Source organism: Streptomyces sp. NPDC056061 (assembly GCF_042266885.1).
GTDB lineage: Bacteria > Actinomycetota > Actinomycetes > Streptomycetales > Streptomycetaceae > Streptomyces.
Window position 1 is genome coordinate 203,332 of sequence record NZ_JBHJWQ010000001.1, and the last position, 21,961, is coordinate 225,292.

18 protein-coding genes and 1 pseudogene are annotated in these 21,961 nt (G+C 71.4%); 14 read left to right on the forward strand and 5 right to left on the reverse strand.

Annotated elements, in window-relative coordinates; all coding sequences use genetic code 11:
• Window positions 1–111: 111 nt before the first annotated feature.
• Complete coding sequence (gene mca, locus ACFC79_RS00945) at window positions 112–993, forward strand: mycothiol conjugate amidase Mca (RefSeq protein ID WP_376233411.1); 882 nt, start codon at window positions 112–114, stop codon at window positions 991–993.
• 1 nt (window position 994) lies between these two features.
• Window positions 995–1,222 carry a hypothetical protein gene (locus ACFC79_RS00950; protein WP_376233414.1) on the forward strand — a complete coding sequence of 76 codons (228 nt, stop codon included), beginning with the start codon at window positions 995–997 and terminating at the stop codon, window positions 1,220–1,222.
• 165 nt (window positions 1,223–1,387) lie between these two features.
• On the opposite strand, the gene ACFC79_RS00955 is transcribed toward ACFC79_RS00950, so the two are convergent.
• The gene (locus ACFC79_RS00955) at window positions 1,388–4,654 is read right to left on the reverse strand and encodes a tetratricopeptide repeat protein (RefSeq protein ID WP_376233417.1); all 3,267 of its coding nucleotides are present in this window, start codon (window positions 4,652–4,654) and stop codon (window positions 1,388–1,390) included.
• Between the two features lie 537 nt (window positions 4,655–5,191).
• Between ACFC79_RS00955 and ACFC79_RS00960 the strand changes: the two genes are divergently transcribed.
• The 11 genes and pseudogenes from ACFC79_RS00960 (at window position 5,192) to ACFC79_RS01010 (ending at window position 15,934) form a co-directional block, all read left to right on the forward strand.
• Window positions 5,192–5,689 (forward strand): SigE family RNA polymerase sigma factor, encoded by a 498-nt coding sequence (locus ACFC79_RS00960; RefSeq protein WP_376233420.1) that lies wholly within the window; start codon window positions 5,192–5,194, stop codon window positions 5,687–5,689.
• On the forward strand, window positions 5,682–6,089 hold the full coding sequence (locus tag ACFC79_RS00965) for a hypothetical protein (protein WP_376233423.1): 408 nt from the start codon (window positions 5,682–5,684) through the stop codon (window positions 6,087–6,089). The genes ACFC79_RS00960 and ACFC79_RS00965 overlap by 8 nt, the downstream gene beginning before the upstream one ends.
• A 58-nt stretch (window positions 6,090–6,147) precedes the next feature.
• A complete protein-coding gene (locus ACFC79_RS00970) occupies window positions 6,148–7,407 on the forward strand; it encodes a mannosyltransferase family protein (RefSeq protein WP_376233426.1) in 1,260 nt (419 codons plus the stop codon).
• A gap of 333 nt (window positions 7,408–7,740) precedes the next feature.
• Window positions 7,741–8,535 (forward strand): annotated as a pseudogene (locus ACFC79_RS00975) (thioredoxin domain-containing protein); the annotation flags it as partial.
• Between the two features lie 59 nt (window positions 8,536–8,594).
• Entirely contained in the window at window positions 8,595–10,253 is a 1,659-nt protein-coding gene (locus ACFC79_RS00980) for a recombinase family protein (RefSeq protein WP_376233429.1), read from the forward strand.
• A gap of 802 nt (window positions 10,254–11,055) precedes the next feature.
• Window positions 11,056–11,322, forward strand: coding sequence for a hypothetical protein (locus ACFC79_RS00985; protein ID WP_376233431.1), 267 nt, complete (start codon window positions 11,056–11,058; stop codon window positions 11,320–11,322).
• Window positions 11,303–11,821 (forward strand): DUF6879 family protein, encoded by a 519-nt coding sequence (locus ACFC79_RS00990; protein ID WP_376233434.1) that lies wholly within the window; start codon window positions 11,303–11,305, stop codon window positions 11,819–11,821. Before ACFC79_RS00985 ends, ACFC79_RS00990 begins: the two co-directional genes overlap by 20 nt.
• 9 nt (window positions 11,822–11,830) lie before the next feature.
• Window positions 11,831–12,679, forward strand: coding sequence for a helix-turn-helix domain-containing protein (locus tag ACFC79_RS00995; protein ID WP_376233436.1), 849 nt, complete (start codon window positions 11,831–11,833; stop codon window positions 12,677–12,679).
• Window positions 12,680–12,769: 90 nt separating this feature from the next.
• A complete protein-coding gene (locus ACFC79_RS01000) occupies window positions 12,770–12,979 on the forward strand; it encodes a hypothetical protein (RefSeq protein WP_376233439.1) in 210 nt (69 codons plus the stop codon).
• 455 nt (window positions 12,980–13,434) lie between these two features.
• Window positions 13,435–13,647: a DUF397 domain-containing protein gene (locus tag ACFC79_RS01005; protein ID WP_376233442.1), complete on the forward strand. Its 213-nt coding sequence runs from the start codon at window positions 13,435–13,437 to the stop codon at window positions 13,645–13,647.
• 262 nt (window positions 13,648–13,909) lie between these two features.
• The gene (locus tag ACFC79_RS01010; protein ID WP_376233444.1) at window positions 13,910–15,934 is read left to right on the forward strand and encodes a thioredoxin domain-containing protein; all 2,025 of its coding nucleotides are present in this window, start codon (window positions 13,910–13,912) and stop codon (window positions 15,932–15,934) included.
• A gap of 45 nt (window positions 15,935–15,979) precedes the next feature.
• Here ACFC79_RS01010 and ACFC79_RS01015 read toward each other — a convergent pair whose 3' ends face one another.
• Together ACFC79_RS01015 and ACFC79_RS01020 are read right to left on the reverse strand one after the other, a co-directional pair.
• Window positions 15,980–16,624 (reverse strand): TetR/AcrR family transcriptional regulator, encoded by a 645-nt coding sequence (locus ACFC79_RS01015; protein ID WP_376233446.1) that lies wholly within the window; start codon window positions 16,622–16,624, stop codon window positions 15,980–15,982.
• A 190-nt stretch (window positions 16,625–16,814) separates the two neighbouring features.
• A complete protein-coding gene (locus tag ACFC79_RS01020) occupies window positions 16,815–17,513 on the reverse strand; it encodes a hemolysin III family protein (protein ID WP_376233448.1) in 699 nt (232 codons plus the stop codon).
• Window positions 17,514–17,721: 208 nt separating this feature from the next.
• On the opposite strand from ACFC79_RS01020, the gene ACFC79_RS01025 reads away from it, so the two are divergent.
• Window positions 17,722–19,557, forward strand: coding sequence for a phosphoenolpyruvate carboxykinase (GTP) (locus tag ACFC79_RS01025; protein ID WP_376233450.1), 1,836 nt, complete (start codon window positions 17,722–17,724; stop codon window positions 19,555–19,557).
• Between the two features lie 369 nt (window positions 19,558–19,926).
• Here the strand turns inward: ACFC79_RS01025 and ACFC79_RS01030 are convergent, their stop codons facing one another.
• Window positions 19,927–20,340, reverse strand: a complete 414-nt coding sequence (locus ACFC79_RS01030; protein WP_376233452.1) for a hypothetical protein — start codon at window positions 20,338–20,340, stop codon at window positions 19,927–19,929.
• A gap of 198 nt (window positions 20,341–20,538) precedes the next feature.
• On the reverse strand, window positions 20,539–21,750 hold the full coding sequence (locus ACFC79_RS01035; RefSeq protein ID WP_376233455.1) for a pyridoxal phosphate-dependent aminotransferase: 1,212 nt from the start codon (window positions 21,748–21,750) through the stop codon (window positions 20,539–20,541).
• Between the last annotated feature and the right edge of the window lie 211 nt (window positions 21,751–21,961).

Consider the following 21,961-nt stretch of genomic DNA (forward strand, 5'->3'; position numbering starts at 1 on the left):
ACTATAGAAGCCCCGGACCGCCGCCCGACGCGCCACCCCGCCGAGCGTTCCGCGGGGCGACCACCCGTCGACGACACCGCGTAACCGCGACCAATCACTGAGGATCGAGCTTTGACTGAGCAGCTGCGACTGATGGCCGTGCACGCCCACCCCGACGACGAGTCGAGCAAGGGCGCGGCGACGATGGCCAAGTATGTGTCCGAGGGGGTGGACGTGCTGGTCGTGACCTGCACGGGCGGCGAGCGCGGCTCCATCCTCAACCCGAAGCTCCAGGGCGACGCGTACATCGAGGAGAACATCCACGAGGTGCGCCGGAAGGAGATGGACGAGGCCCGCGAGATCCTCGGCGTCTCGCAGGAGTGGCTCGGCTTCGTCGACTCGGGCCTGCCCGAGGGCGACCCGCTGCCCCCGCTGCCCGAGGGCTGCTTCGCCCTGGAGGACGAGGAGAAGGCCGCCGGCCGCCTCGTTCGCAGCATCCGGGCCTTCCGCCCGCAGGTCATCACGACCTACGACGAGAACGGCGGCTACCCGCACCCCGACCACATCATGACCCACACGATCACGATGATCGCCTTCGACGGTGCGGCGGACACCGAGACCTTCCCCGAGTCGGAGTTCGGCCCGGCCTGGCAGCCGCAGAAGCTCTACTACAACCAGGGCTTCAACCGGCCGCGCACCCTGGCGCTGCACGAGGCCCTGCTGGCCCGCGGCCTGGAGTCCCCGTACGGCGACTGGCTCAAGCGCTGGAAGGAGTTCGTGCGCGAGGAGCGCACCCTGACCACGCACGTGCCGTGCGCGGACTTCTTCGAGACCCGTGACAAGGCGCTGATCGCGCACGCCACGCAGATCGACCCCGACGGCGGCTGGTTCCGCGTCCCGATGGACATCCAGAAGGAGGTCTGGCCGACCGAGGAGTACGAGCTGGCGAAGTCTCTGGTCGATACCTCCCTCCCCGAGAGCGACCTCTTCGCGGGCATCCGCGACAATGCCTGATATGTACGCGACTCAGGCACTGACCGACCTCGTTACGCTTGCTGACACGTTCGACAAGAACAAGGTGACCCCCGGCGTTCTCGGCTTCATCGTCTTCGCGGCACTGGCCGTCGGCGTGTGGATGCTGATGAAGTCCATGAACCGGCACATGGGCAGGGTCGACTTCGAGGAGGCCCCGGAGCCGATGGCCGCCGAGGCCGCCGGAGCAGGTTCCGCGAAGGGGAAGTAGCGGGGCCGGGCCCCACGGCGAGGCGGTGACGGGGCCGCGGGCGCACCGGCGCCCCTGCGCCCCCACGTCCCCGCGCGCCCGGGGCCGACAGCCCCGTCCGCCGCGGCCGACGCGACCGCCGGGATGCGCCGTCCCGGCGGCCGCGGACGCGGGCCCGCGCGGCCGTCACCCCTGCGGCGCGACCGCCGCGCCCATGACCTCCCGGGCGTGGCGGGACGGCGTCATGCCCAACGGCCACACCCGCCAGCCGTCCTCCAGATCCACCCCGCGGTTCAGCACCACCGCGAACGCCTCCGCGCACTCCTGAAGCCTGCCGTCGCGCGCCGGGTGCCCGGCCCGCAGCAGGTCGGCGAGTTCCTGCTGGGCCACCACCGTGCCCACCTCCGTGCCGCCCGGCGAGGCGTAGGGCAGCAGCGTGCAGCGCAGGAAGCGGGCCCAGTCCGCGCCGCGCGTGTCGTCGTAGGAGCCGAACAGCTCCACGGCCTCGTCGCACAGCTCCAGCGCCTGCGGGGCCCGGTTGTTGCCCGCGTCGATCACGGCCAGCTCCAGGCACGTCCACGCCTCGCCGTGCGCGACACCGATGCGCCGGAAATCCGCCCGGGCGTCCATCAGGAGCTGGCGGGCGAAGCCGGAGTTGCGCAGGTTCCCGGTCCGGGCGGCCCGCTGGTCGCGGGTGACCCGCCCCGAATGGTGCCGGGCGCACGCCAGGCCGTACACGTCCCGCATCCGGGAGAACATCGTGCGGGCCCGCTCCAGCTGCCGCACCGCCCCGTCCGGGTCGCCGCCCTCCTCCAGCGCCTGGCCCAGGTAGTACAGCGTCCACGCCTCGCCGCGCGCGTCCTCGTTGTCCCGGTGCCGGGCCAGGGCCCGCTCCAGCTGTTCGACGGCCGGGGCCGTCTCGCCGTCCAGCAGCCGGGCGCGGGCCAGCTGGGTCAGCGCCCACGCCTCGCCGCGCTCGTCCCGGGTGCTGCCGTACAGGTCCAGGGCCGTGCGCAGCTCCTCCTCGGCCCGCCCCACCTCGTCCCGCCACAGCAGGGTCTGGCCGAGCTGGAACCGCGTCCACGCCTCGCCGTGCAGCGACTCCCCCTCCCGGTGCAGGGCCAGCGCGGTGTCCAGGAGCGTCATCGCCTCGGCGAGCCGGGCCCTGTCGCGTTCCACGGCGGCCAGCGCGTGCATCGACCAGGCACGGTCCTCGGCCTGCTCGTCGGAGGACTGCAACGCGATCGCCTCGCGCAGCCGCTCCGCCGCCTCGGGCAGATTGCCCTGGTGGTGCAGGGTGATGCCGAGCGAGCAGAGCGCCAGCGCCGTGCCCGCCTCGTTCTCCGCCTCGCGGTAGAGCCCGACCACCGACGACAGTGTGGAGCGGGCCTTGTCCAGCTCACCGAGCTGGCGTGCCGCGATGCCGGTGCGCCACTGCACCGACCGTTCCAGCAGGCCCTTGTCCACGGCCTGCGTCAACTCGCCGATCTCGCCCAGCCGGTACAGGTCGCCGCGCAGCAGGCAGTAGTCGCACAGCGAGCCCAGCAGATCCAGCACGGCCCGCTGGTCGACGCCCTCCGCGTGCCGCAGCGCCGACGTGATGAAGCTCGACTCCTCGTCCAGCCAGCGCAGCGCCGAGTCCAGCGAACCGAAACCGTGCGGACCGAACTGCCCCGCCCGGGTGGACATCTTGCCGTCCACCATGCGGATCACCGCACCCGCCAACTCCGCGTAGTTCCTGATCAGCCGCTCCTGGGCGGCGGTGCGGTCGGCCGGGTCCTCCTCGTCCCGCAGCCGGGCCAGCGCGAAGCCCCGCACCAGGTCGTGCAGCCGGTAGCGGGAGCCCCGCACATGGTCCAGCAGCCCGGCCCCGGCGAGCTCCCCGAGCAGTCGCTCGGCCTCCTGCTCCTCGGCCGCGAGCAGCGCGGCGGCCGCCGCGGCGCCCAGGCTGGCCCGCCCGGCCAGCGCGAGCCGCCGCAGCAGCCGCCGGGCCTGTTCGGACTGGTCGGTGTAGCGCAGCCACAGCGCCCGCTCGACCGGTGTCGCCGCCTCCTGGGCGGCAAGATCCGCGGCGAGGGCGCTCGGGGTGCGTCGGCCGAGCGAGGAGCCCGCGACCCGCAGCGCCAGCGGCAGCCCGCCGCACAGCTCGGCCACGGCATCCGTCGACCGGCCGTCGTACGGGCCGTCCTGTGCCGCCGCGGCGGACCCGCGCAGCAGCTCCTCCGCCCCCGCGGCGTCCAACGCGCCGACGGACAGGTGGTGCACCCGGGCCGGGACGTCGGCGGCAAGCTCCAGGGGCTCACGGGCGGTGACCAGGACGAGGCTGTCGGAACGCTCCGGGAGCAGCGTGCGGACCTGGTCCGCGTCGCTCGCGTCGTCGAGGACGATCGCCACCGGGGTGCCGGTCAGATGCTGGTGGTACAGCTCGCTCAGCCGCCGCACCTGCTGCTCGGCCGACGCCCTCGCCCGCGCCTCCGGTTCCGCCCGGCCCGCGGGGGAGCCGTCCCGGAACAGCAGCTGCTCGCGGGGCGCGCCCAGGCGGTTCAGCAGGTGCAGCAGTGCGTCCCGCGTCGGCAGCGGCGGCTGTCCGGCCGTCTCGCCGCGCAGGTCCACCACGCAGGCGCCCCGGAACTGGTCCTTCAGGTCGTGCGCGGCCCGGACCGCGAGCGTGGTGCGCCCGGCACCCGGCGTGCCGTGCAGGACGACGACGGTCGGCAGGGTCTCGGTCGAGGCGCGGCCCTCGCGCACCCACTGCGCGATCCGGGCCAGCTCGGCCCGCCGCCCGGCGAACGGTCCCTCCGCGGCCGGCAGCTGGCCGAAGGACTGTTCGAGAAGGGCGCGGGTGCGGGCCGCCGCGCTGCGGTCCCGGCTCCGCGGCGACGCGGCGGCCCTGGACTGCGCGGGGAGCTTCCGGGCCGGTGTGCGCGAGGAGGCGGCGAGCATCCGCTGCTGGTCGAGGAACGGGCGGATGCCCCGTACCTCCAGCGCCGCCAGCCACTGCAACCGCAGCTGCTCGGGGCCGCCGGGCTGCCCCAGCGCGCCGGCCCGGCGGTGGGCGGCGGGCCAGTGCGCGCCGGCCACCCGGGCGACGGTCGTCGTGGCCCCCGCGACCGCCACGACGGCGCCCGCACCGAGGGCCGGCCCCGTCGCCGCGCCGAGGGCGACGTCCGCGCCGACCGCGGCGAGTGCCGCGACTCCGGTGACCAGCAGGGGAGTCCCCAGGGCCGCCCGGCTGAATCGCTGCGACAGCGGCTGCCGCCCGGCATCCGCCGCGTCCAGCGCCCGGAGATACGCCGCGTACTCGTCGGCCGCGGCGTCCGCCAGCGAGTCGAGCGCGGCCCGTCCGCGCGACATCAGCGTCCCGGTATCCGCCCGGCCGCCCGAGCGCCGCACCTCCTCCTCGACGGCCCTGGCCAACAGCCGTTCGGCCTCCGCCCGATGGCTGTCCCGCATGTGTTCCCCCTCTGGTCGTGGCCGAATTCAGGTGTTCGTCCCGTCGTATGACGGATACGAATGCATGCGGCCGAATGCGGCCGAGCATGTGTGAATCGGATGAATCGTGTTGAGTGCTGCTGGGTCGGTCCTGCTGGGTCCTGTCGGGGCCTGCTGTGTGCGACCTGGAGCGGCCGGATGCGGCCCGGCGTGATGGTGTGCGACAACGGGCGGCCGGCCGTGGCCCGGTGTGACGGGTTGTGACGGGATGCGGCGGAGTGTGAAGGGATACGGACCGGATGCGGCCGGATGCGAGGATTGCGACTGCCCCGGCCGGCACCGGCGCCCAGTCTCCTGCCTGCGACCTTCCGGCGCGAGGGAGCGCGGCGGTCGATCGGGGCCGGGTGCGCGGCGGCGACGGGGGGCGGAAACCGGCCCCGGACGGCCGCGTGATGGCCGTGTGACGATCGTCACGTGCGCTTTTCCGGGCCGATGTCGTCCGGACGCGGGGTGCGGGGCGTATGCCCGGTGAGGCCGAGGAGATCCAGGAGCTGTTTGTTGACCGTCGAGGAGTTCGAAGAGTTCTACGCGCAGACGGTCGCCCGGCTGACGGGGCAGTTGTTCGTGATGCTCGGCGACCTGCACGAGGCGCAGGACGTGGTGCAGGAAGCTTTCGTCAGGGGGTGGAGCCGGAGGCGCCGGCTCGACCGCGAAGGGCAGCCCGAGGCATGGATCCGTACGGTCGCCTGGCGTCTGGCGGTGAGCCGGTGGCGCGGCCGGCGCCGTACGACGGATGCCTGGCAGCGCAGCGGCGCACCGCCCCACGCCGAGCCGCCCGGCCCGGAGTCGGTGGCCCTCGTGGAGATGTTGCGGGACCTGCCGCTCAAGCAGCGCCGCGTCCTGGCCCTGCACTACGTGTGCGACCTGACCGTCGCGCAGATCACCGCGGAGACCGGGCTGGCCCCCGGCACCGTCAAGACGCACCTGGCCCGGGGCCGGGCCACGCTCTCGCACCGTCTGCAGGACCCGCGCACCGAGGAGGGGCCCCGTGCCTGAACCCGACGACCCGCTGCGGTCGCTGTTCCGGGAGGCCGCCGACACCGGCCGGTCCCGGGCCCGTTCCGCCCCGCCGTCGCTCATCACCGAGCGCGGCAGGCGGGCACGCCGCCGCCGGGTCCTGACGCTGGCCGTCGGTGCCTGCCTGGCCGTCTCGGGCGCCGGCGCGGCCGCGGCCGCGCTCCTGCCCACCGGTACCGGCGCCACCGTCCCCGCCACCACACCCCCCTCGCCCGGTCGTTCCTCGTCGTCCTCGTCGTCCGCGTCACTCCCGCCCCTGCCCGGTCCGACGCGGACCAGTCCGCCGCCCGGACCCCCGCTCGGCGACCCGGACCGCTCACGGGTGCCGAACACCCCGGACCGGAGCACCAGCCCGCCCCCGTCGCACCCCGGCCGCTGATCCCCGCCGAACGTTCCCCCGGCCTCCCGCCACCCGCCCCGACACCGGAGACACCGCAGTGACCCTTCCCACCCCTTCCCGGCAGCGCGAACGGCCCCCGAGCCGGAACACGACCGCGACCGAGACCGTCCCCGGACCGTCCGGCGACGCCCCGGCACCGGAACCGAACCCCCTCGGCCGGCTGCTCCGGCGGCTCACCCCCGCCGACCGCGAGGTGCTGTGGCTGTACCTGCTGACCCGGGTGGGCATCTGGACCGTCGCCTACTGCACCCGCTGGCTGTTCGCCGACGACGGCCGGAGCCACCACGCCCCCTCGTTCTTCTCGTCGTGGCAGCGGTGGGACTGGTGGCACTACCTGCACATAGCCCAGCAGGGCTACTTCCCGGACGGGAACGGGCCCTGGATCTCCGAATGGGACAACCGGGAGGCGTTCTTCCCCGGTTTCCCCTTCCTGCTGCGGGCCGTCCACACCGTCGTCCCGAGCTGGCCCGCCGCCGGTGCGCTGATCTCGTTCGTCGCCGGGGGCGTCGCCGTACTGGCCCTCGCCAGGATCGCCCGGCTGCACCTGCCGCAGGACGGGGCCGGACCGCGTGCGGCCCTGTTCTTCCTGCTCTCCCCGTGCGCGGTCTTCCTGGCCGCCGGATACACCGAGGCCCTCTTCCTCGCCCTGGCCCTGCCCGCCTGGCTGGCCGCCCAGCGCCTCAACTGGCCGCTCGCGGCCCTGCTGACGGCCCTGGCCACCACCGTCCGGGTCAGCGGCCTCTTCCTCGCCGCGGCCCTCGCGGTCCACTTCCTGGTCACCGCCCGCACCGCCGCCGAATGGCGCCGCCTGCCCTGGCTGACCCTGCCCGCCCTGCCGCCGCTCCTGTACAGCTGGTACCTGCACGCGCACACCGGCGACTGGATGGCCTGGAAACACGCCGAGGAACGCGGCTGGTACCGCGACTTCCACACCCCCTGGGAGGCATGGCAGAACACCTGGCACGCCGCCTTCGGCCACTCCCAGGCCACCGGGTACGCCGTGATGAGCCAGGCCGAACTGCTCGCCATGCTGGTCGGCGTCGCCCTGTGCGGCCTGCTGCTGTGGCACCGGCGCTGGCCGGAGGCCGCGTACATCGGCCTGAGCCTGTGGGCCCTGGGAACCTCCTACTGGTACACGTCCATCCCCCGGGCGAGCCTCCTGTGGTGGCCCCTGTGGGTCGGCCTCGCCGCGTGGAGCCTGCGGAGCCCCCGCGTCAAGACCGCCTACCTCACCGTCGCCGCGCCCCTGATGACCGTCGTCGCCGTCACCTTCCTCTCCGGGCGCTGGGCCGGGTGAGACGTGCCCGGTGACGGGTGGGCGCGGTGACAGACGGGCGCGGTGACGGATGGGAGCGGGCCGGACGGGAGCGGGCCGGATGAGGGAGACCACCGGACGGGAGAGGGCGCGACGGAGAGAGCGGGCCCGGTACCGGGGCGTGGGGCGGAGGCGCCCGGGTGCGCGGACGTGCGGCGGGACGGGCGCGGAGGTCGGCGCCTGCCGTTCCCGACTGCCCGATCCGGTGGGCGTGGGCCGTCGGCGTCCACTGTTCCCGGCCGCCCGATCCGACGGCCATCGGTAGCCGGCGCCGTCGTTCCCGGCCGCCCCTTCCCTGTGTCTACAGTTGCCCCCATGAACCGACTGGCCGATTCCCAGTCCCCGTACCTCCTCCAGCACGCGGACAACCCCGTCGACTGGTGGCCGTGGGAGCCCGCCGCCTTCGAGGAGGCCCGCCGCCGGGACGTACCCGTGTTCCTGAGCGTCGGGTACAGCTCGTGCCACTGGTGCCACGTGCTCGCCCACGAGAGCTTCGAGGACGAGGCGACGGCGGCCTTCATGAACGCGAACTTCGTCTGCGTGAAGGTGGACCGGGAGGAGCGGCCGGACGTCGACGCCGTGTACATGGAGGCGTTGCAGGCGGCGACCGGTCAGGGCGGCTGGCCGATGTCCGTCTTCCTGACCGCCGATGCCGAACCCTTCTACTTCGGCACGTACTTCCCGCCCGAGCCGCGGCACGGGATGCCGTCCTTCGGGCAGGTCCTCGAAGGGGTGGCGACGGCCTGGGCGGACCGCCGCGCCGAGGTCGCCGAGGTTGCCGGACACATCGTCCGCGATCTGCCCCAGCGGTCCCTCGCCAGCGGCGCCGAAGGACTGCCGGGCGAGGAGGACCTGGCCCGGGCGCTGCTCGGCCTCACCCGCGAGTACGACGACAGGCACGGCGGATTCGGCAGGGCGCCCAAGTTCCCGCCGTCCATGATCATCGAGTTCCTGCTGCGCCACCACGCCCGCACCGGCGCGGAAGGCGCCCTCCAGATGGCCGTCGACACTTGTGAGGAGATGGCCCGGGGCGGGATGTACGACCAGCTCGGCGGCGGGTTCGCCCGCTACTCGGTGGACCGGGAGTGGATCGTCCCCCACTTCGAGAAAGCAGCTGTCTAGGGTCCATCACTTCCGTACCATTTACCCCGAGAGCAGAGGGGGTTGTGGTGCGCGAGGATCACGCGACGTTGGTCGGGTTGGGGCTCAGTCCGGAGGAACTGGAAGGCCTGGGACTGGACAAGCCCGCGACGGCCGAGCCGTCCGGACTCATGGACGCCTATCTGCGACGCAGCAACAAGAAGGAAGACCTGGCCACGCTGCGGGGACACTTGCGGGATGTCGTGCGCTGGGCGCAGGCGAACGGGCTTGAGATCCGGCACGTCTGGTTTGAACAACTCTCGGCCTCCAAGACCTACGTGCGGCGCAGGGAGTTCGAGAAGGCCACACAAGCGATCATGGACGGCAAGTCCAAGACGCTCGGTGTGTGGAAGACGGACCGCTTCGACCGGCGCGGCATGGGGGCGGTGGGCCGGATGCTCGACGAGTTCGACCGTCGGCAATCGCGGCTCGTCTCCGTGTCCGAAGGGCTGGACTCATCGCAGGGTGGCCGCATGGTCTTCGCCATCCTGAGCGAGCGCGCCAGGGAGGAAGCGAAGGACATAGCGAAGCGTGTGAAGATCGGCCATGACTCGCACAAGGCGGAAGGCCGAAGGGGAACGGGCAGGCCCCCGTTCGGTCTCTACAGTGCCCCCGGAAGCGGCAAGGTCGAACCCCATCCCGACGAGTACGGCACAGCTCGCAGGCTGGCGGATCTCTTGCTCGACAAGAAGACGACTAAGGACACGGCCCACCAACTCAATGAGGAGGGGTACCGGACCCGGAGCGGTGCCACCTGGTCGCCTACGGCGGTGAGCAAGCTGGCTCAGTCCCCGCTCTTCGCGGGCATGGTCCCAGTCCGGCGGCGCAAGACGGACGAGCATGGCAACCCCTTGGACAGTTGGGAGGGGTACGGCGAGCCTCTGCGCAATGAGATGGGTGAAGTCATCATGTGCGGCAAGGGGGTCGTGACGCCGGGCGAGTGGTTCAAGATCAAGGCCCTCATCGCCGAACGGACCGATGAACGGTGGGCGAAGGGGAAGCCGGAAGCGAGGTACCTGGGGACGGGGAGCTACCGATGCGGGCGGATGCGGGACAAGAAGGGCACGGGCGAGCTTGAACCGTGTGGCGGCTCGATGAGCCACCGTGGCGGACGCTACCGGTGCGAGGTCCGGCAGACGCGGGGCAAGTCGATCTGCGAGGGAGTGGTGACACTCGCCGACCGCATCGACCACGCGGTCGGACAGGCTTGGATCCACCACATCACAGCCCTTGAGCCCGGTGACTCGGTGGTCATCGAGATAGCCCGCCGGTGGCTCGCCTTCGCGGACCCCGAAACGCAGGCGAAGAAGGACGAGGCCCAGAAGGCCCTTGAGGCGGCCCTGCGTCGTGTGAAGAAGCTCGAAGACGACTTCTACGTGTACGGGAAGATGGACGAAGAGCGCTTCGAGGAGCTGAGCGAGGGGCAGCGCACCGTCATCGAGAGCACCACCGCGACCCTTGAGGCGTTGGACGCGGAGGCAGACCTATCGCCGCTAACCCAGGTTGCCACCCTGCGTGAGGCATGGGAGGCGGCGGACATGGCGGACAAACGGATGCTCCTGAAGTGCGCCCTTGGAAAGAAGGGCATCACGGTCAAGCCCGCGGCACGGCAGGGGGATCACACCCCGATCTTGGAACGGCTTGAGTTCGACTGGCTGTTGAAGAAAGACACAACCACCAAGAAGTGAGTTCGAAGCGCAAGGCCGGGCATCGGACACGGCCTTGCGCATGTGTCGCGCCCAGCCTGAGTGCGTCGGGACAGCGCGGACGCGCCCGCTGGCCCCTACGTGGTGACGAAGTGACGGAATGACGTTTAGTTCTGTTCCATACATAGAACCGAAAACACCGTCTATAAGAGGTAACCCGGATTCAGGGTGACTTCGTCACTTCGTCACCGCCCGAGATTCAGCCGCTCACGCGCTGCCCCCGACTGTCTGTCCGGGGCTTCCCTGCGCCCCCACTGGGAGGCCGGCCGTGACGAGGATCAGGCCCGATGGCCGTGTCTCATTCAGTGGAGATGACCGCCTGTGGACGTCAGCCCGTTGCCGCGCCTGCCCCCGGTTCGGCTACGCCCCCAAGGGCCGCCTACCGGCCGATGTCCGCGGCGAAGCACGCTCGGACGCATGGGTCATTGACTGCCCGCAGTTCCCGGCGAACCCGCCCGGGTAGGGGGGAGCGGCCCGGAAGTTCCCGCGCGTGCCCGCCGACGATCCCGGCCCCAGCTCGGGAAACGCGCCCTGGGTGCGGCTCCCTTTTTGGACGCTCGACCTTTGCGGCTACTGGGCAAGGCCGTGTTTGGGCAGCCGAGAAAGGCACCCTCTAACGGGTCGATGAGCCATGCGAACGCCCCACGAAGCCCCCGATGGCCACCCGTGGCCGGGGTTGGCTGTCGGGGGGCTTCCGGTGTCTCTGCCTGCCCTCTTGCGCTGATCACGCTTGGGCGTGAAGCTCGTGCACGTCCGTGCAACCGACTCGGTAGAGGAGTGCCCAATGGCCCTAAAGTTCCTGGGGATTTGGCCCAACACGCCGGACGACGGCTCGCCCACGATCTGGCTGGAGGAGGAGACGGGAGACCTGATCATCCAGTCATGGAAGGCGGATGAGGAGACGCTCCGGCAGGCTCAGGAGGTCGGCTCGGTGCCGGGTCACTCCACGGACGTTCCGGAGCACGAGACCGTGATCCGGCTGCCCGTCAACATGCTTCAGTTCATCCCCCGCCCGGACAGTGAGGTCAACGGTGGCAACAGCGGTACGTGAATGCCTCGCAAAGGCGCAGCGCTCAGCGATGCACCTGGAAATGCGAGACAGCTACATGCGGGATGACCCGGAGTTCATCCGCTGGCAGGAAGGGCAACGGTACGCCCCGGCCGACCGCGAGTCGTGGTGGCGCTCGTGGCTGGACGTGGTGGCCGAAACGACGGGCCGGGGTGTGGTCATGCGGCGGTTGCGCGTCGTCTCCGAGCCGCTGAGCGACTACGTGCGGTACGAGTACGACGGCACCTTTACGAACGTCGCAGCAGGAGAGGACGTGCGTTGGCTGCCCCGCTCGCGCGCCCGCGATCTCCTCCTCCCCGCGCTGGACGGGTGGGTCATGGATGAGGAAACAGTGATCCTCCACCACTTCAGCGGCGAGGGTCAGTGGACCGGCCCGCGCATGGAAGTCCACCACGACCCGGCGTTGGCCTCGCAGTACGTCAGGGCGTACGAGGCAGCGTGGGAGCGCGCGATTCCTCACGCGGAGTACCGGCCGAGCTGATCACGCACCGTGGCTGTCTCTGCATCTTCCAGCGCCCAGCAGGCCCGGCAGGTCCTCGCGAAACGTCTTGAGGACATCTGCCGGGATGCTGGCCTGACCGGGGCCGATCTCGCCGAGCGCTGCGGGTGGAGCCGGTCCAAGTCGTCCCGGATCATGAACGCCCGTACGCCCCCGTCCGCTGACGACATCCGAGCATGGTGCGAGGCGTGCGGGGCCGAGGACCAGACCGAGGACCTGATTGCCTCGCTGCGGACGGCCGAGGGTATGTGGGTTGGCTGGCGGCGCATGGAGCGGGCCGGGCTCAAGCAGGCTCAGGAGGCCCGCCTACCGCTGTACCAGCGGACCCGCCGTTTCCGGTCCTACTCGTCGTGGCTCGTGCCCGGCATGATCCAGACGCAGCCGTACACCACGGCAGCGTTGCAAGCGATCCAGCGACGACGCGGCCTGGTGGACGACGTGGCCGAAGCGGTGGCCGCCCGCATGGAGCGTCAGCGGGTGTTGTACGAGGGTGACCGGCGGTTCGCGTTCCTCGTCGAGGAGTCGGTGTTGCGTGCAGGGATCGGCGGTGCTGAGGTCATGTCCGGGCAGCTTGGCCACCTGATCTCGATTGCCTCACTTCCCAATGTCAGCCTGGGAGTTGTGCCTATGACGCCGCATCGGGAGCGCTGGCCGGCTGAGGGGTTCTGGATCTATGACTCGGCACAGGTCAACGTCGAGTTGATCTCCGGCTACCTCACGATCACGCAGCCGAGCGAGGTGGTCATGTACGCCGATACGTTCGCGGAGCTGGCAGCGCTGGCGGTTTACGGGGCCCCCGCTCGCGTGCTGATCACATCGGCCATGGATGCCCTCGGGTAACTCGCGTGCAACCTCGTTCAATCGCCTGGGAGTTGGGGTTCCGCTCTCCCTGGCGTGGTCGGCATCGGACCACGTGAGGGGACAGCGACGATGGCGAGAACGACCGGCGACACCGACGCACGCAGGGACGAGTACGCGACGTTCGCCCCGCAGGGGGAGACGTGCCCGGAGTGCTCCCAGCCGATCGGGGCCCTTGACCCCTGCCGCCGTGGCACCGTGGAACGACAGTCCGGCCCGCCCGCTGTGGTCTACCGGCACAGCGAGTGCGCCAAGCGGTACCGGCGGACGGCCAGGCAGTGACGCCCGCGAGCCTCCAGAGACGTCCTGCGCGCCCGTTACCGGCCCCGGAACTGGTCACTCTCATTGATCTCACGCAGGACCCTGACGGCCCGTACAGGGACTCTCCCGAGGGTTGGTGGACGGAGCGGGGCGGGGCTCAAGATCCGGTCTCCGGGGCGGTCTACTTCCCGCCCGGCAGCAACCCGTCCCCGTTCCGCAGCGAGCACACGTGAGGCGGACGCGCGCCCTGTTGCCGGCCCTCGCCGAGTTCCTGGCGTGGGTCCTCGTGGGCCTGGTGCTCACGCTGCCCATCTAGGTTTCCCATCCCTTCCGTGATCGCGGCGGCGCGGGGCGGCAGGGCTGGGAGGACAGGCCCCGTCCCGGTCGCTGAGCTACGGAAGGGCAGGCGGTCGGGACGGTCAGCAAGGCGGCGCGGGGACCGATTCCCCGCTGCGTACTGCGAGAGGAATGGTCCCGTGCCCGCTCCACTGCCCGAGTTCGAATTCGCCAAGACGGCCGCGTGCCGTGACGCCCGCGTGAACAACTGCCCTGAGGTCGCGATCAACGTTCCCGGCATCGTCGCCTTGCGTGACAGTGACCGGCCGGACACCATCGTCACGATGACGGCGGCACAGTGGGCGGACCTGACGGCCGCTGTGAAGGCCGGAGAGTACGACGTGATCGCCTGAGAGTAGGTCCCGTGCCGAAGTGCCCCCGGTGTGATGCCGAGTGCCCCACGGATCCGGAGAACGGGTTGCCGTGGTGCGCGCGGTGCGGGGCGTTCTTCGGGCTCTCCCTGCCCGCCTGCCGGGGTCTGTGGTGGTGGCGCAGTGCCGCCACTCGTCAGCCGGTCCGGCCGCGAGAGCACTGAGCCGGCACCCCTCCGTCCCGTTCGTACGCTGCCCCCGTGGCGCATGGGCGGGGCGGAGGCGGGTGCGCAAGGATGGGGGTATGCCCAACCGACTCGCGCAGGCCACATCCCCATACCTCCTCCAGCACGCGGACAACCCCGTTGACTGGTGGCCCTGGGAGACCGACGCGTTCGAAGAAGCCCGGCGGCGCGATGTCCCCGTGTTCTTGAGCGTCGGCTACAGCGCCTGCCACTGGTGTCACGTCATGGCGCACGAGTCCTTCGAGGACGACGACACCGCTGAGTACATGAACGAGCACTTCGTGTCCGTCAAGGTCGACCGTGAGGAGCGGCCCGACGTCGACGCCGTCTACATGGAGGCGGTGCAGGCGGCCACCGGGCAGGGCGGCTGGCCGATGTCCGTGTTCATGACCCCCGACGGGGAGCCGTTCTACTTCGGCACCTACTTCCCGCCCGAGTCCCGGCATGGCATGCCGTCCTTCCGTCAGGTGCTCGAAGGCGTGCGCAACGCCTGGACGAGCCGACGGGACGAGGTGGGAGAAGTCGCGGGGAAGATCACTCGGGACCTTGCCCAGCGGGAGCTGAGCACCGGGGATACTGGGACGCCCACCGAGGAGACCCAAACCCTTGCACTCCTACAGTTGACCCGGGACATCGACTCCGCGAGCGGCTGGTTCAAGGGAGACACCAAGTTCCCGCCGTCGATGGTGATCGAGTTCCTGTTGCGCCACCACGCGCGGGCCGGCTCCGTGGCCGCGCTGGAGATGGCAGAAGGGCTGTGCGGCGCGATGGCGCGTTCGAGCCTGTACGACCAGGTGGGAGGCGGGTTCCACCGGTACGTGCTCACGCCGAGCGCTGGTGGACCTTTGGTACCGCACTTCGAGAAGATGCTCTACGACAATGCGCTGCTCTGCCGGGTGTACACGCACCTGTGGCGGGCCACCGGAGCGGACTTCGCCCGTCGGGTCGCGCTGGAGACCGCCGACTTCATGGTGCGCGAACTGCGCACCGCCGAGGGAGGTTTCGCCTCCGCCCTGGACGCCGACAGCGACGACGGGACCGGGCAACACGTCGAGGGCGCGTACTACGTGTGGACGCCGGAGCAACTGCGGGAGGTCCTGGGCGAGCGGGACGCGGCCTTCGCCGCCGAGTACTTCGGGGTGACCGAGGAGGGCACGTTCGAGGCGGGCGCCTCGGTGCTGCGGCTGCCGCGCACCGGCGTCGCGGACGCGGACCGGATCGCCGATGTGCGGGCCAGGCTGCTCGCCGCCCGTGAAACGCGCCCGCACCCCGCGCGGGACGACAAGGCGGTCGCCGCCTGGAACGGCCTGGCGATCGCCGCGCTCGCCGAGACGGGGGCCTGCTTCGACCGCCCCGACCTGGTCGAACGCGCCACCGAGGCGGCCGATCTGCTGGTCCGCGTCCACATGGGGGACTCCGCCCGGCTGGCCCGCACCTCGAAGGACGGGCGGTCCGGCGGGCACGCCGGGGTCCTGGAGGACTACGGCGACGTCGCTGAGGGCTTCCTCGCCCTGGCCGCGGTCACCGGGGAGGGCGTCTGGCTGGAGTTTGCCGGTTTCCTGCTCGACATCGTGCTCCAGCACTTCACCGGTGAGGGCGGGCAGCTGTACGACACGGCGGACGACGCCGAGCAGCTCATCCGCCGCCCGCAGGACCCCACCGACAATGCCGCCCCGGCGGGCTGGACGGCCGCCGCCGGGGCGCTGCTCTCGTACGCGGCGCACACCGGCTCCGAGGCCCATCGCGCCGCCGCCGAAGAGGCGTTGGGCGTGGTGAAGGCGCTCGGGCCGCGGGTGCCCCGGTTCATCGGCTGGGGGCTCGCCGTCGCCGAGGCACTGCTCGACGGACCGCGCGAGGTCGCGGTGGCCGGACCGGTCGGCGGCGCACTGCACCGCACGGCGCTGCTGGGTACGGCGCCGGGCGCGGTGGTGGCGGCCGGGGAGACGGGCGGGGCGGAGTTCCCGCTGCTGGCGGACCGTCCGATGGCGGACGGCACGCCGACCGCGTACGTGTGCCGTCGCTTCGTGTGCGACGCGCCGACGACGGACGCGCAGGAGCTGGCCCGGAGGCTCGGGGCGCGGTGAGACCGGGGCCCGTGCCGTGGTCCCCGGCCGGGAGGCCCCGGGGGATCACGGCACGGAAGCCCGGAGCGTCAGGCCGCCCTCCAGGGTGTCCAGCGCCTGGTCGAACATCGCGACGAGGTCGCCCCGACCGCCGTGCTCGCCCCAGTGCAGCGCCACCTCGCGCAGGGCGCCCAGCACCGCGGCGACGAACACCCGCACCTCCAGGTCGTCGGGGTCGCGGCCGCTGCGCTCGGCCAGCACGTCGGCCAGCAGCTTCGCCGTGTCGCACATGGACTGCGTCATGCGCGCCCGGACGGCCGGGACCTCCACCATCAGCCGGGTGCGATCGCGCAGCTCCTCCTCGGCCGCGAGGAACGCCGACAGTGCCCCGGTCATCACGAACCGCAGGGACGTCAGCGGCGGTTCGTCGACCGGCCGCCTGCGCAGTTCGGCCTCCAGGAACCGGTCGTACCCGTCGGAGAGGACGATGTCCTCCTTCGTCGCGAAGTACCGGAAGACAGTGCTCGGCGACACCTCGGCCCGCTCCGCGATCTGCTCGATCGTCGTCGCGTCGTACCCCTGCTCGGCGATCAGCCGGTAGGTCGCCCGGCGGATCCCGACACGGGTCCTGAGCTTCTTCCGCTCGCGCAGCCCCAGCTGCGAGGGCAGGACGGGAGCGGAAACGGACGGGGTACGGGAGGTGGCGGCCATGGTCGTCATTGTCGGGCACCGACCGGTGCCGGGGCCATGGACGGGCCGTGGCCGCGGCTGCGGGAGCCACGGCCACGGGAAGGAGGCGGGAACACGGGGGAGGGGTGCGGGAGCTCGCCCCGGGGACGGCGGGGGACGACGGGGGACGGCGGAGGACGGCGTGGGCATCGCGGCGGAAGCGCTCCGCGCGTCACTTGTGGTTGTAGGCCACCAGGGAGATGCCGACGTAGTGCACGACGAAGGCCGCCAGGGTCAGCGAGTGGAACACCTCGTGGAAGCCGAACCACCGCGGCGAGGGGTTGGGGCGCTTGATGCCGTAGATGATCCCGCCCGCGCTGTAGAGCAGCCCGCCGACGACGACCAGAACCAGCACCGCGATCCCGCCCGTGCGCAGGAAGTCCGGCAGGAAGAAGACCGCGGCCCATCCCATGGCTATGTAGCAGGGGGTGTAGAGCCAGCGCGGGGCGCCGACCCAGAACACCCGGAAGGCGATGCCCGCCACGGCCGCCGCCCAGACCGCCCACAGCAGCGGCGTCCCCTTCGCCTCGGGCAGCAGGAGCAGGGTCAGCGGGGTGTAGGTGCCCGCGATGATCAGGAAGATGTTGGCGTGGTCGAGCCGGCGCAGCACGGCCTCGCCGCGCGGGCCCCAGGAGCCGCGGTGGTAGAGCGCGCTCACGCCGAACAGCAGGCATGCGGTCAGCGTGTACACACCGCAGGCGATCCTGCCGCGGGCGCTGTCCGTCAGGGCGATCAGCGCGACCCCGGCGACGATCACGGCGGGGAACATTCCGGCATGCAGCCAGCCACGCATCCGTGGCTTCACAGGGGCGGTCTCGGGCGCGGCCGTTTCCGGTCCGGCCTGCTCGGGTGCGGCGGTGGCGGCAGTCATTCCCGCATCGTACCTACGCAACCGTAGGTAACGGTGAGGAGTGGCGATGCTCACGTGTGCGGCCCTCTGGACATATGGGCGCAAGGGTCGGATGATCAAATGAGTGCGGTCGGCACCGGATGAGCGCCAGCGGGATTCGAGGGGTGGAAGCGTCCGGGCCGCAGCCCCCACGGGGCCAGTCAATACACACCCTCAGCAAGGAGCGATCGTGGCGCGCGACATCGCGGCTCCCCCCACTGCCCCCACCAACCACCAGGAACTCGTCTCCTGGGTGAACGAGATCGCTGCCCTCACCCAGCCGGACCGGGTGGTCTGGTGCGACGGCTCCGAGGCCGAGTACGAGCTCCTGTGCGGGGAGCTCGTGGCCAAGGGCACGTTCACGAAGCTGGACGAGGCCAAACGCCCGAACTCCTACTACGCGGCCTCCGACCCGAGCGACGTGGCGCGCGTCGAGGACCGTACGTTCATCTGCTCCGAGAAGGAGGAGGACGCCGGTCCGACGAACCACTGGAAGGCTCCCGCCGAGATGCGCGAGATCTTCTCCGGGGAGCAGGGCATCTTCCGCGGTGCCATGCGCGGCCGCACCATGTACGTCGTCCCGTTCTGCATGGGCCCCGTCGGCTCCCCGCTCTCCGCGATCGGCGTCGAGATCACCGACTCCGCGTACGTCGCCGTCTCGATGCGCACCATGACGCGCATGGGGCAGGCCGTCCTGGACGAGCTCGGCACCGACGGCTTCTTCGTCAAGGCCGTCCACACCCTCGGCGCCCCCCTGGCGGAGGGACAGGAGGACGTCCCCTGGCCGTGCAACACCACCAAGTACATCTCGCACTTCCCCGAGGACCGCGAGATCTGGTCCTACGGCTCCGGCTACGGCGGCAACGCCCTGCTCGGCAAGAAGTGCTACGCGCTGCGCATCGCCTCCGTCATGGCGCGCGACGAGGGCTGGCTCGCCGAACACATGCTGATCCTCAAGCTCACCCCGCCGCAGGGCGAGTCCGAGGAGCCCAAGTACATCGCCGCCGCGTTCCCGAGCGCCTGCGGCAAGACCAACCTCGCCATGCTGGAGCCCACGATCCCCGGCTGGACCGTCGAGACCATCGGCGACGACATCGCCTGGATGCGGTTCGGCGAGGACGGCCGCCTCTACGCGATCAACCCCGAGGCCGGTTTCTTCGGCGTCGCGCCCGGCACCGGCGAGCACACCAATGCCAACGCCATGAAGACCATGTGGGGCAACTCGGTCTTCACCAACGTCGCGCTCACCGACGACGGCGACGTCTGGTGGGAGGGCATGACCGAGACCGCTCCGGCCCACCTCACCGACTGGAAGGGCAACGACTGGACGCCCGCGTCCGACACCCCCGCCGCCCACCCCAACGCCCGCTTCACCGTCCCGGCCGGCCAGTGCCCGATCATCGCGCCCGAGTGGGAGGACCCGAAGGGCGTGCCGATCTCCGCCATCCTCTTCGGCGGACGCCGCGCCTCCGCCGTGCCGCTGGTCACCGAGTCCTTCGACTGGCAGCACGGCGTCTTCCTCGGCGCCAACGTCGCCTCCGAGAAGACCGCCGCCGCCGAGGGCAAGGTCGGTGAGCTGCGCCGCGACCCGTTCGCCATGCTCCCGTTCTGCGGCTACAACATGGGCGACTACATGGCCCACTGGATCAAGGTCGGCGCGGACAGGCCGGACCAGTCCAAGCTCCCGAAGATCTACTACGTGAACTGGTTCCGCAAGAACGACGAGGGCGCGTTCGTGTGGCCCGGCTTCGGCGAGAACAGCCGTGTGCTGAAGTGGATCGTCGAACGCCTCGAAGGCCGGGCCGAGGGCGTCGAGACACCGATCGGCATCCTGCCCACCAAGGACGCCCTGGACACCGACGGCCTGGACCTCTCCGACTCCGACCTGGACTACCTGCTCACGGTCGACAAGGAGGTCTGGCGCGAGGAGGCCGGTCTGGTCCCCGAGCACCTCAACACCTTCGGCGACCACACGCCCAAGGAGCTGTGGGACGAGTACCGGGCGCTGGTCCAGCGCCTGGGCTGACGCCGCCGGGCGCACCCCGTGCGGGTGCGCCCCCGCAGGCGCCGCGGCCGGGCCCTCGGACATCCGCCCTGACCTGTGGGGCCGACGGCCCGCCGCGGAACGGCTCCCGGAACCCCCTCACGGTTCCGGGAGCCGGCCCCCTTCCGCGTCAGTGCCGTGGCCGCTCGTCCCGCGTGTCCGTGCCGCGTCCCCGTGCTGCGGCCGTCCGGTCCGCCGCCGCGCGGCACCGCTTCTCCGGGCTTGCCGTCGTGCCGCGTTTCCGTGCCGCCGTGTCCGGCCTCCTCGGGTGGAGCCGGTCCGGGTACCACCGGGACCCGGGTGGGTGGCGCCCGGTCCGCGGCCGGGTGTCGCGGTCGCGGACCGGGGCCGTCAGTGGGCGCCGACCAGCCGCGGCGGTGTGGCGCGGGCGGTCGCGGCGGCCAACGCCACCGTGTGCGCGTCCATGCGCTCGGCCGCGAGGATCGCGACGACCGTGTCGGCACGGGATGCCGCCACCACCAGGGCGCGGCCCGCGAGGGCGTGCGCGCGGCGGTGCAGTGCCTGCGCGGATGCGTCGGTCCGGCCCCCGGCGTGCCGGGCCGGCGGCGCACCGCGCAGCCTGGCGACCTGCTCGGCGATACGCTCGCCCGCCGCGTCGAGCCCCAGCGAGTCGGTGACCGCGAGCAGCGCGGCCAGGTGCCCGGCGAGCTGGATGTCCAGCTCCTCCTCGCGGGAACGGTGCGGGAAGTCGCCGGCGTGGTCGGCCGGTGTGTGGACCGATTTGGTGCGGATCGGTTCGTACATGGATGGCCTCCTGGTGTTGCCGTGGAACCATCCTACATTGGATTCAGTCTAAAGTTGTCTGTGGTCGATGTGGGTTCGGGGCGGGATCGCACCGGGTCGGGCCCGGTCGCACCGGGTCGGGCGGGGGCCCCGTACTGGGTCGGCGCGGAGGCCGTCCGGAACCGGCGCGGAGGCCGTCCGGGGCCGGGCCGGTGGGGCTCAGGGCTGGCCGTACCCGTCCAGGAAGTGCGCGATCCGGTTCACCGCGTCCGTCAGGTCCTCGACCGAGGGCAGCGTCACGACGCGGAAGTGATCCGGCTCCGGCCAGTTGAACCCGGTGCCGTGCACGACCATGATCTTCTCGGCCCGCAGCAGGTCCAGCACCATCTGCCGGTCGTCCTTGATCTTGTAGACCTTGGGGTCGAGACGCGGGAAGAGGTACAGCGCCCCCTTCGGCTTCACGCACGTCACGCCCGGGATCCGGGTCAGCAGTTCGTACGCGGTGTCGCGCTGTTCCAGGATGCGCCCGCCCGGCAGCACCAGGTCGTCGATCGACTGCCGCCCGCCGAGGGCGGTGGCCACCGCGTACTGCGACGGCATGTTGGCGCACAGCCGCATGTTGGCGAGGATCGTCAGTCCCTCGATGTACGAGGCGGCGTGAGCCTTCGGGCCGCAGACCGCCAGCCACCCCGACCGGTATCCGGCCACCCGGTAGTTCTTGGAGAGCCCGTTGAAGGTGAGCACCATCAGGTCGGGGGCGATCGTCGCGGTGGGCGTGTGGGTCGCGCCGTCGTACAGGATCCGGTCGTAGATCTCGTCGGAGCAGACGACCAGTTGGTGACGCCGGGCGATCTCGGTCAGCCCGCGCAGCATCTCGTCGTCGTAGACCGCGCCCGTCGGATTGTTCGGGTTGATGATCACGATCGCCTTGGTGCGGTCGGTGATCTTCCGCTCGATGTCGGCGAGGTCCGGCATCCAGTCGGCCTGCTCGTCGCACCGGTAGTGCACCGCCGTGCCGCCGGCCAGCGACACCGACGCCGTCCACAGCGGGTAGTCCGGGGCGGGTACGAGGACCTCGTCGCCGTCGTCGAGCAGGGCCTGCATCGACATCTGGATCAGTTCGGAGACGCCGTTGCCCAGGTAGACGTCCTCCACATCGAGGTCGATGCCCTTGGTCTCGTAGTGCTGCGTCACCGCCCGTCGCGCGGACAGCAGTCCCTTCGCGTCGCCGTAGCCGTGCGCCCCGGCGAGGTTGCGCAGTATGTCCTCAAGGATCTCGGGCGGGCATTCGAACCCGAACGCGGCGGGGTTGCCGGTGTTCAGCTTGAGGATGCGGTGGCCGGCCGCTTCCAGCCGCATCGCCTCCTCCAGCACCGGGCCGCGGATCTCGTAGCAGACGTTGGCGAGCTTCGTGGACTGGATGACCTGCATGTCCCGGAGCTTACGACCGCCTCTCCCCGACCGCCCGGGCTTCCGCCCCGGGCTGCCCCGCCCGGGTGGTCCGGGGTCACCGCCCCGTCTTCCATAGCCATGCGGCCCCGCCCCCGGGCCGTGGGATTCCCGGTCGCAGCCGGGCGCGGGGCTTGGAAAGGGCCGGAACGGGGAGGTGACCCACACGGGCGGGTGAGATCCGCCACGCGGC

Bases quoted from the DNA above. Each gene is read 5' to 3' on its own strand.
- ACFC79_RS01035 (WP_376233455.1), bottom strand. From the start codon at position 21,750: ATGCAGGTCATCCAGTCCACGAAGCTCGCCAACGTCTGCTACGAGATC.
- ACFC79_RS00985 (WP_376233431.1), top strand. From the start codon at position 11,056: ATGGCCCTAAAGTTCCTGGGGATTTGGCCCAACACGCCGGACGACGGC.
- ACFC79_RS00950 (WP_376233414.1), top strand. From the start codon at position 995: ATGTACGCGACTCAGGCACTGACCGACCTCGTTACGCTTGCTGACACG.
- ACFC79_RS01000 (WP_376233439.1), top strand. From the start codon at position 12,770: ATGGCGAGAACGACCGGCGACACCGACGCACGCAGGGACGAGTACGCG.
- ACFC79_RS01010 (WP_376233444.1), top strand. From the start codon at position 13,910: ATGCCCAACCGACTCGCGCAGGCCACATCCCCATACCTCCTCCAGCAC.
- ACFC79_RS01020 (WP_376233448.1), bottom strand. From the start codon at position 17,513: ATGACTGCCGCCACCGCCGCACCCGAGCAGGCCGGACCGGAAACGGCC.
- ACFC79_RS00955 (WP_376233417.1), bottom strand. From the start codon at position 4,654: ATGCGGGACAGCCATCGGGCGGAGGCCGAACGGCTGTTGGCCAGGGCC.
- ACFC79_RS01030 (WP_376233452.1), bottom strand. From the start codon at position 20,340: ATGTACGAACCGATCCGCACCAAATCGGTCCACACACCGGCCGACCAC.
- ACFC79_RS01015 (WP_376233446.1), bottom strand. From the start codon at position 16,624: ATGGCCGCCACCTCCCGTACCCCGTCCGTTTCCGCTCCCGTCCTGCCC.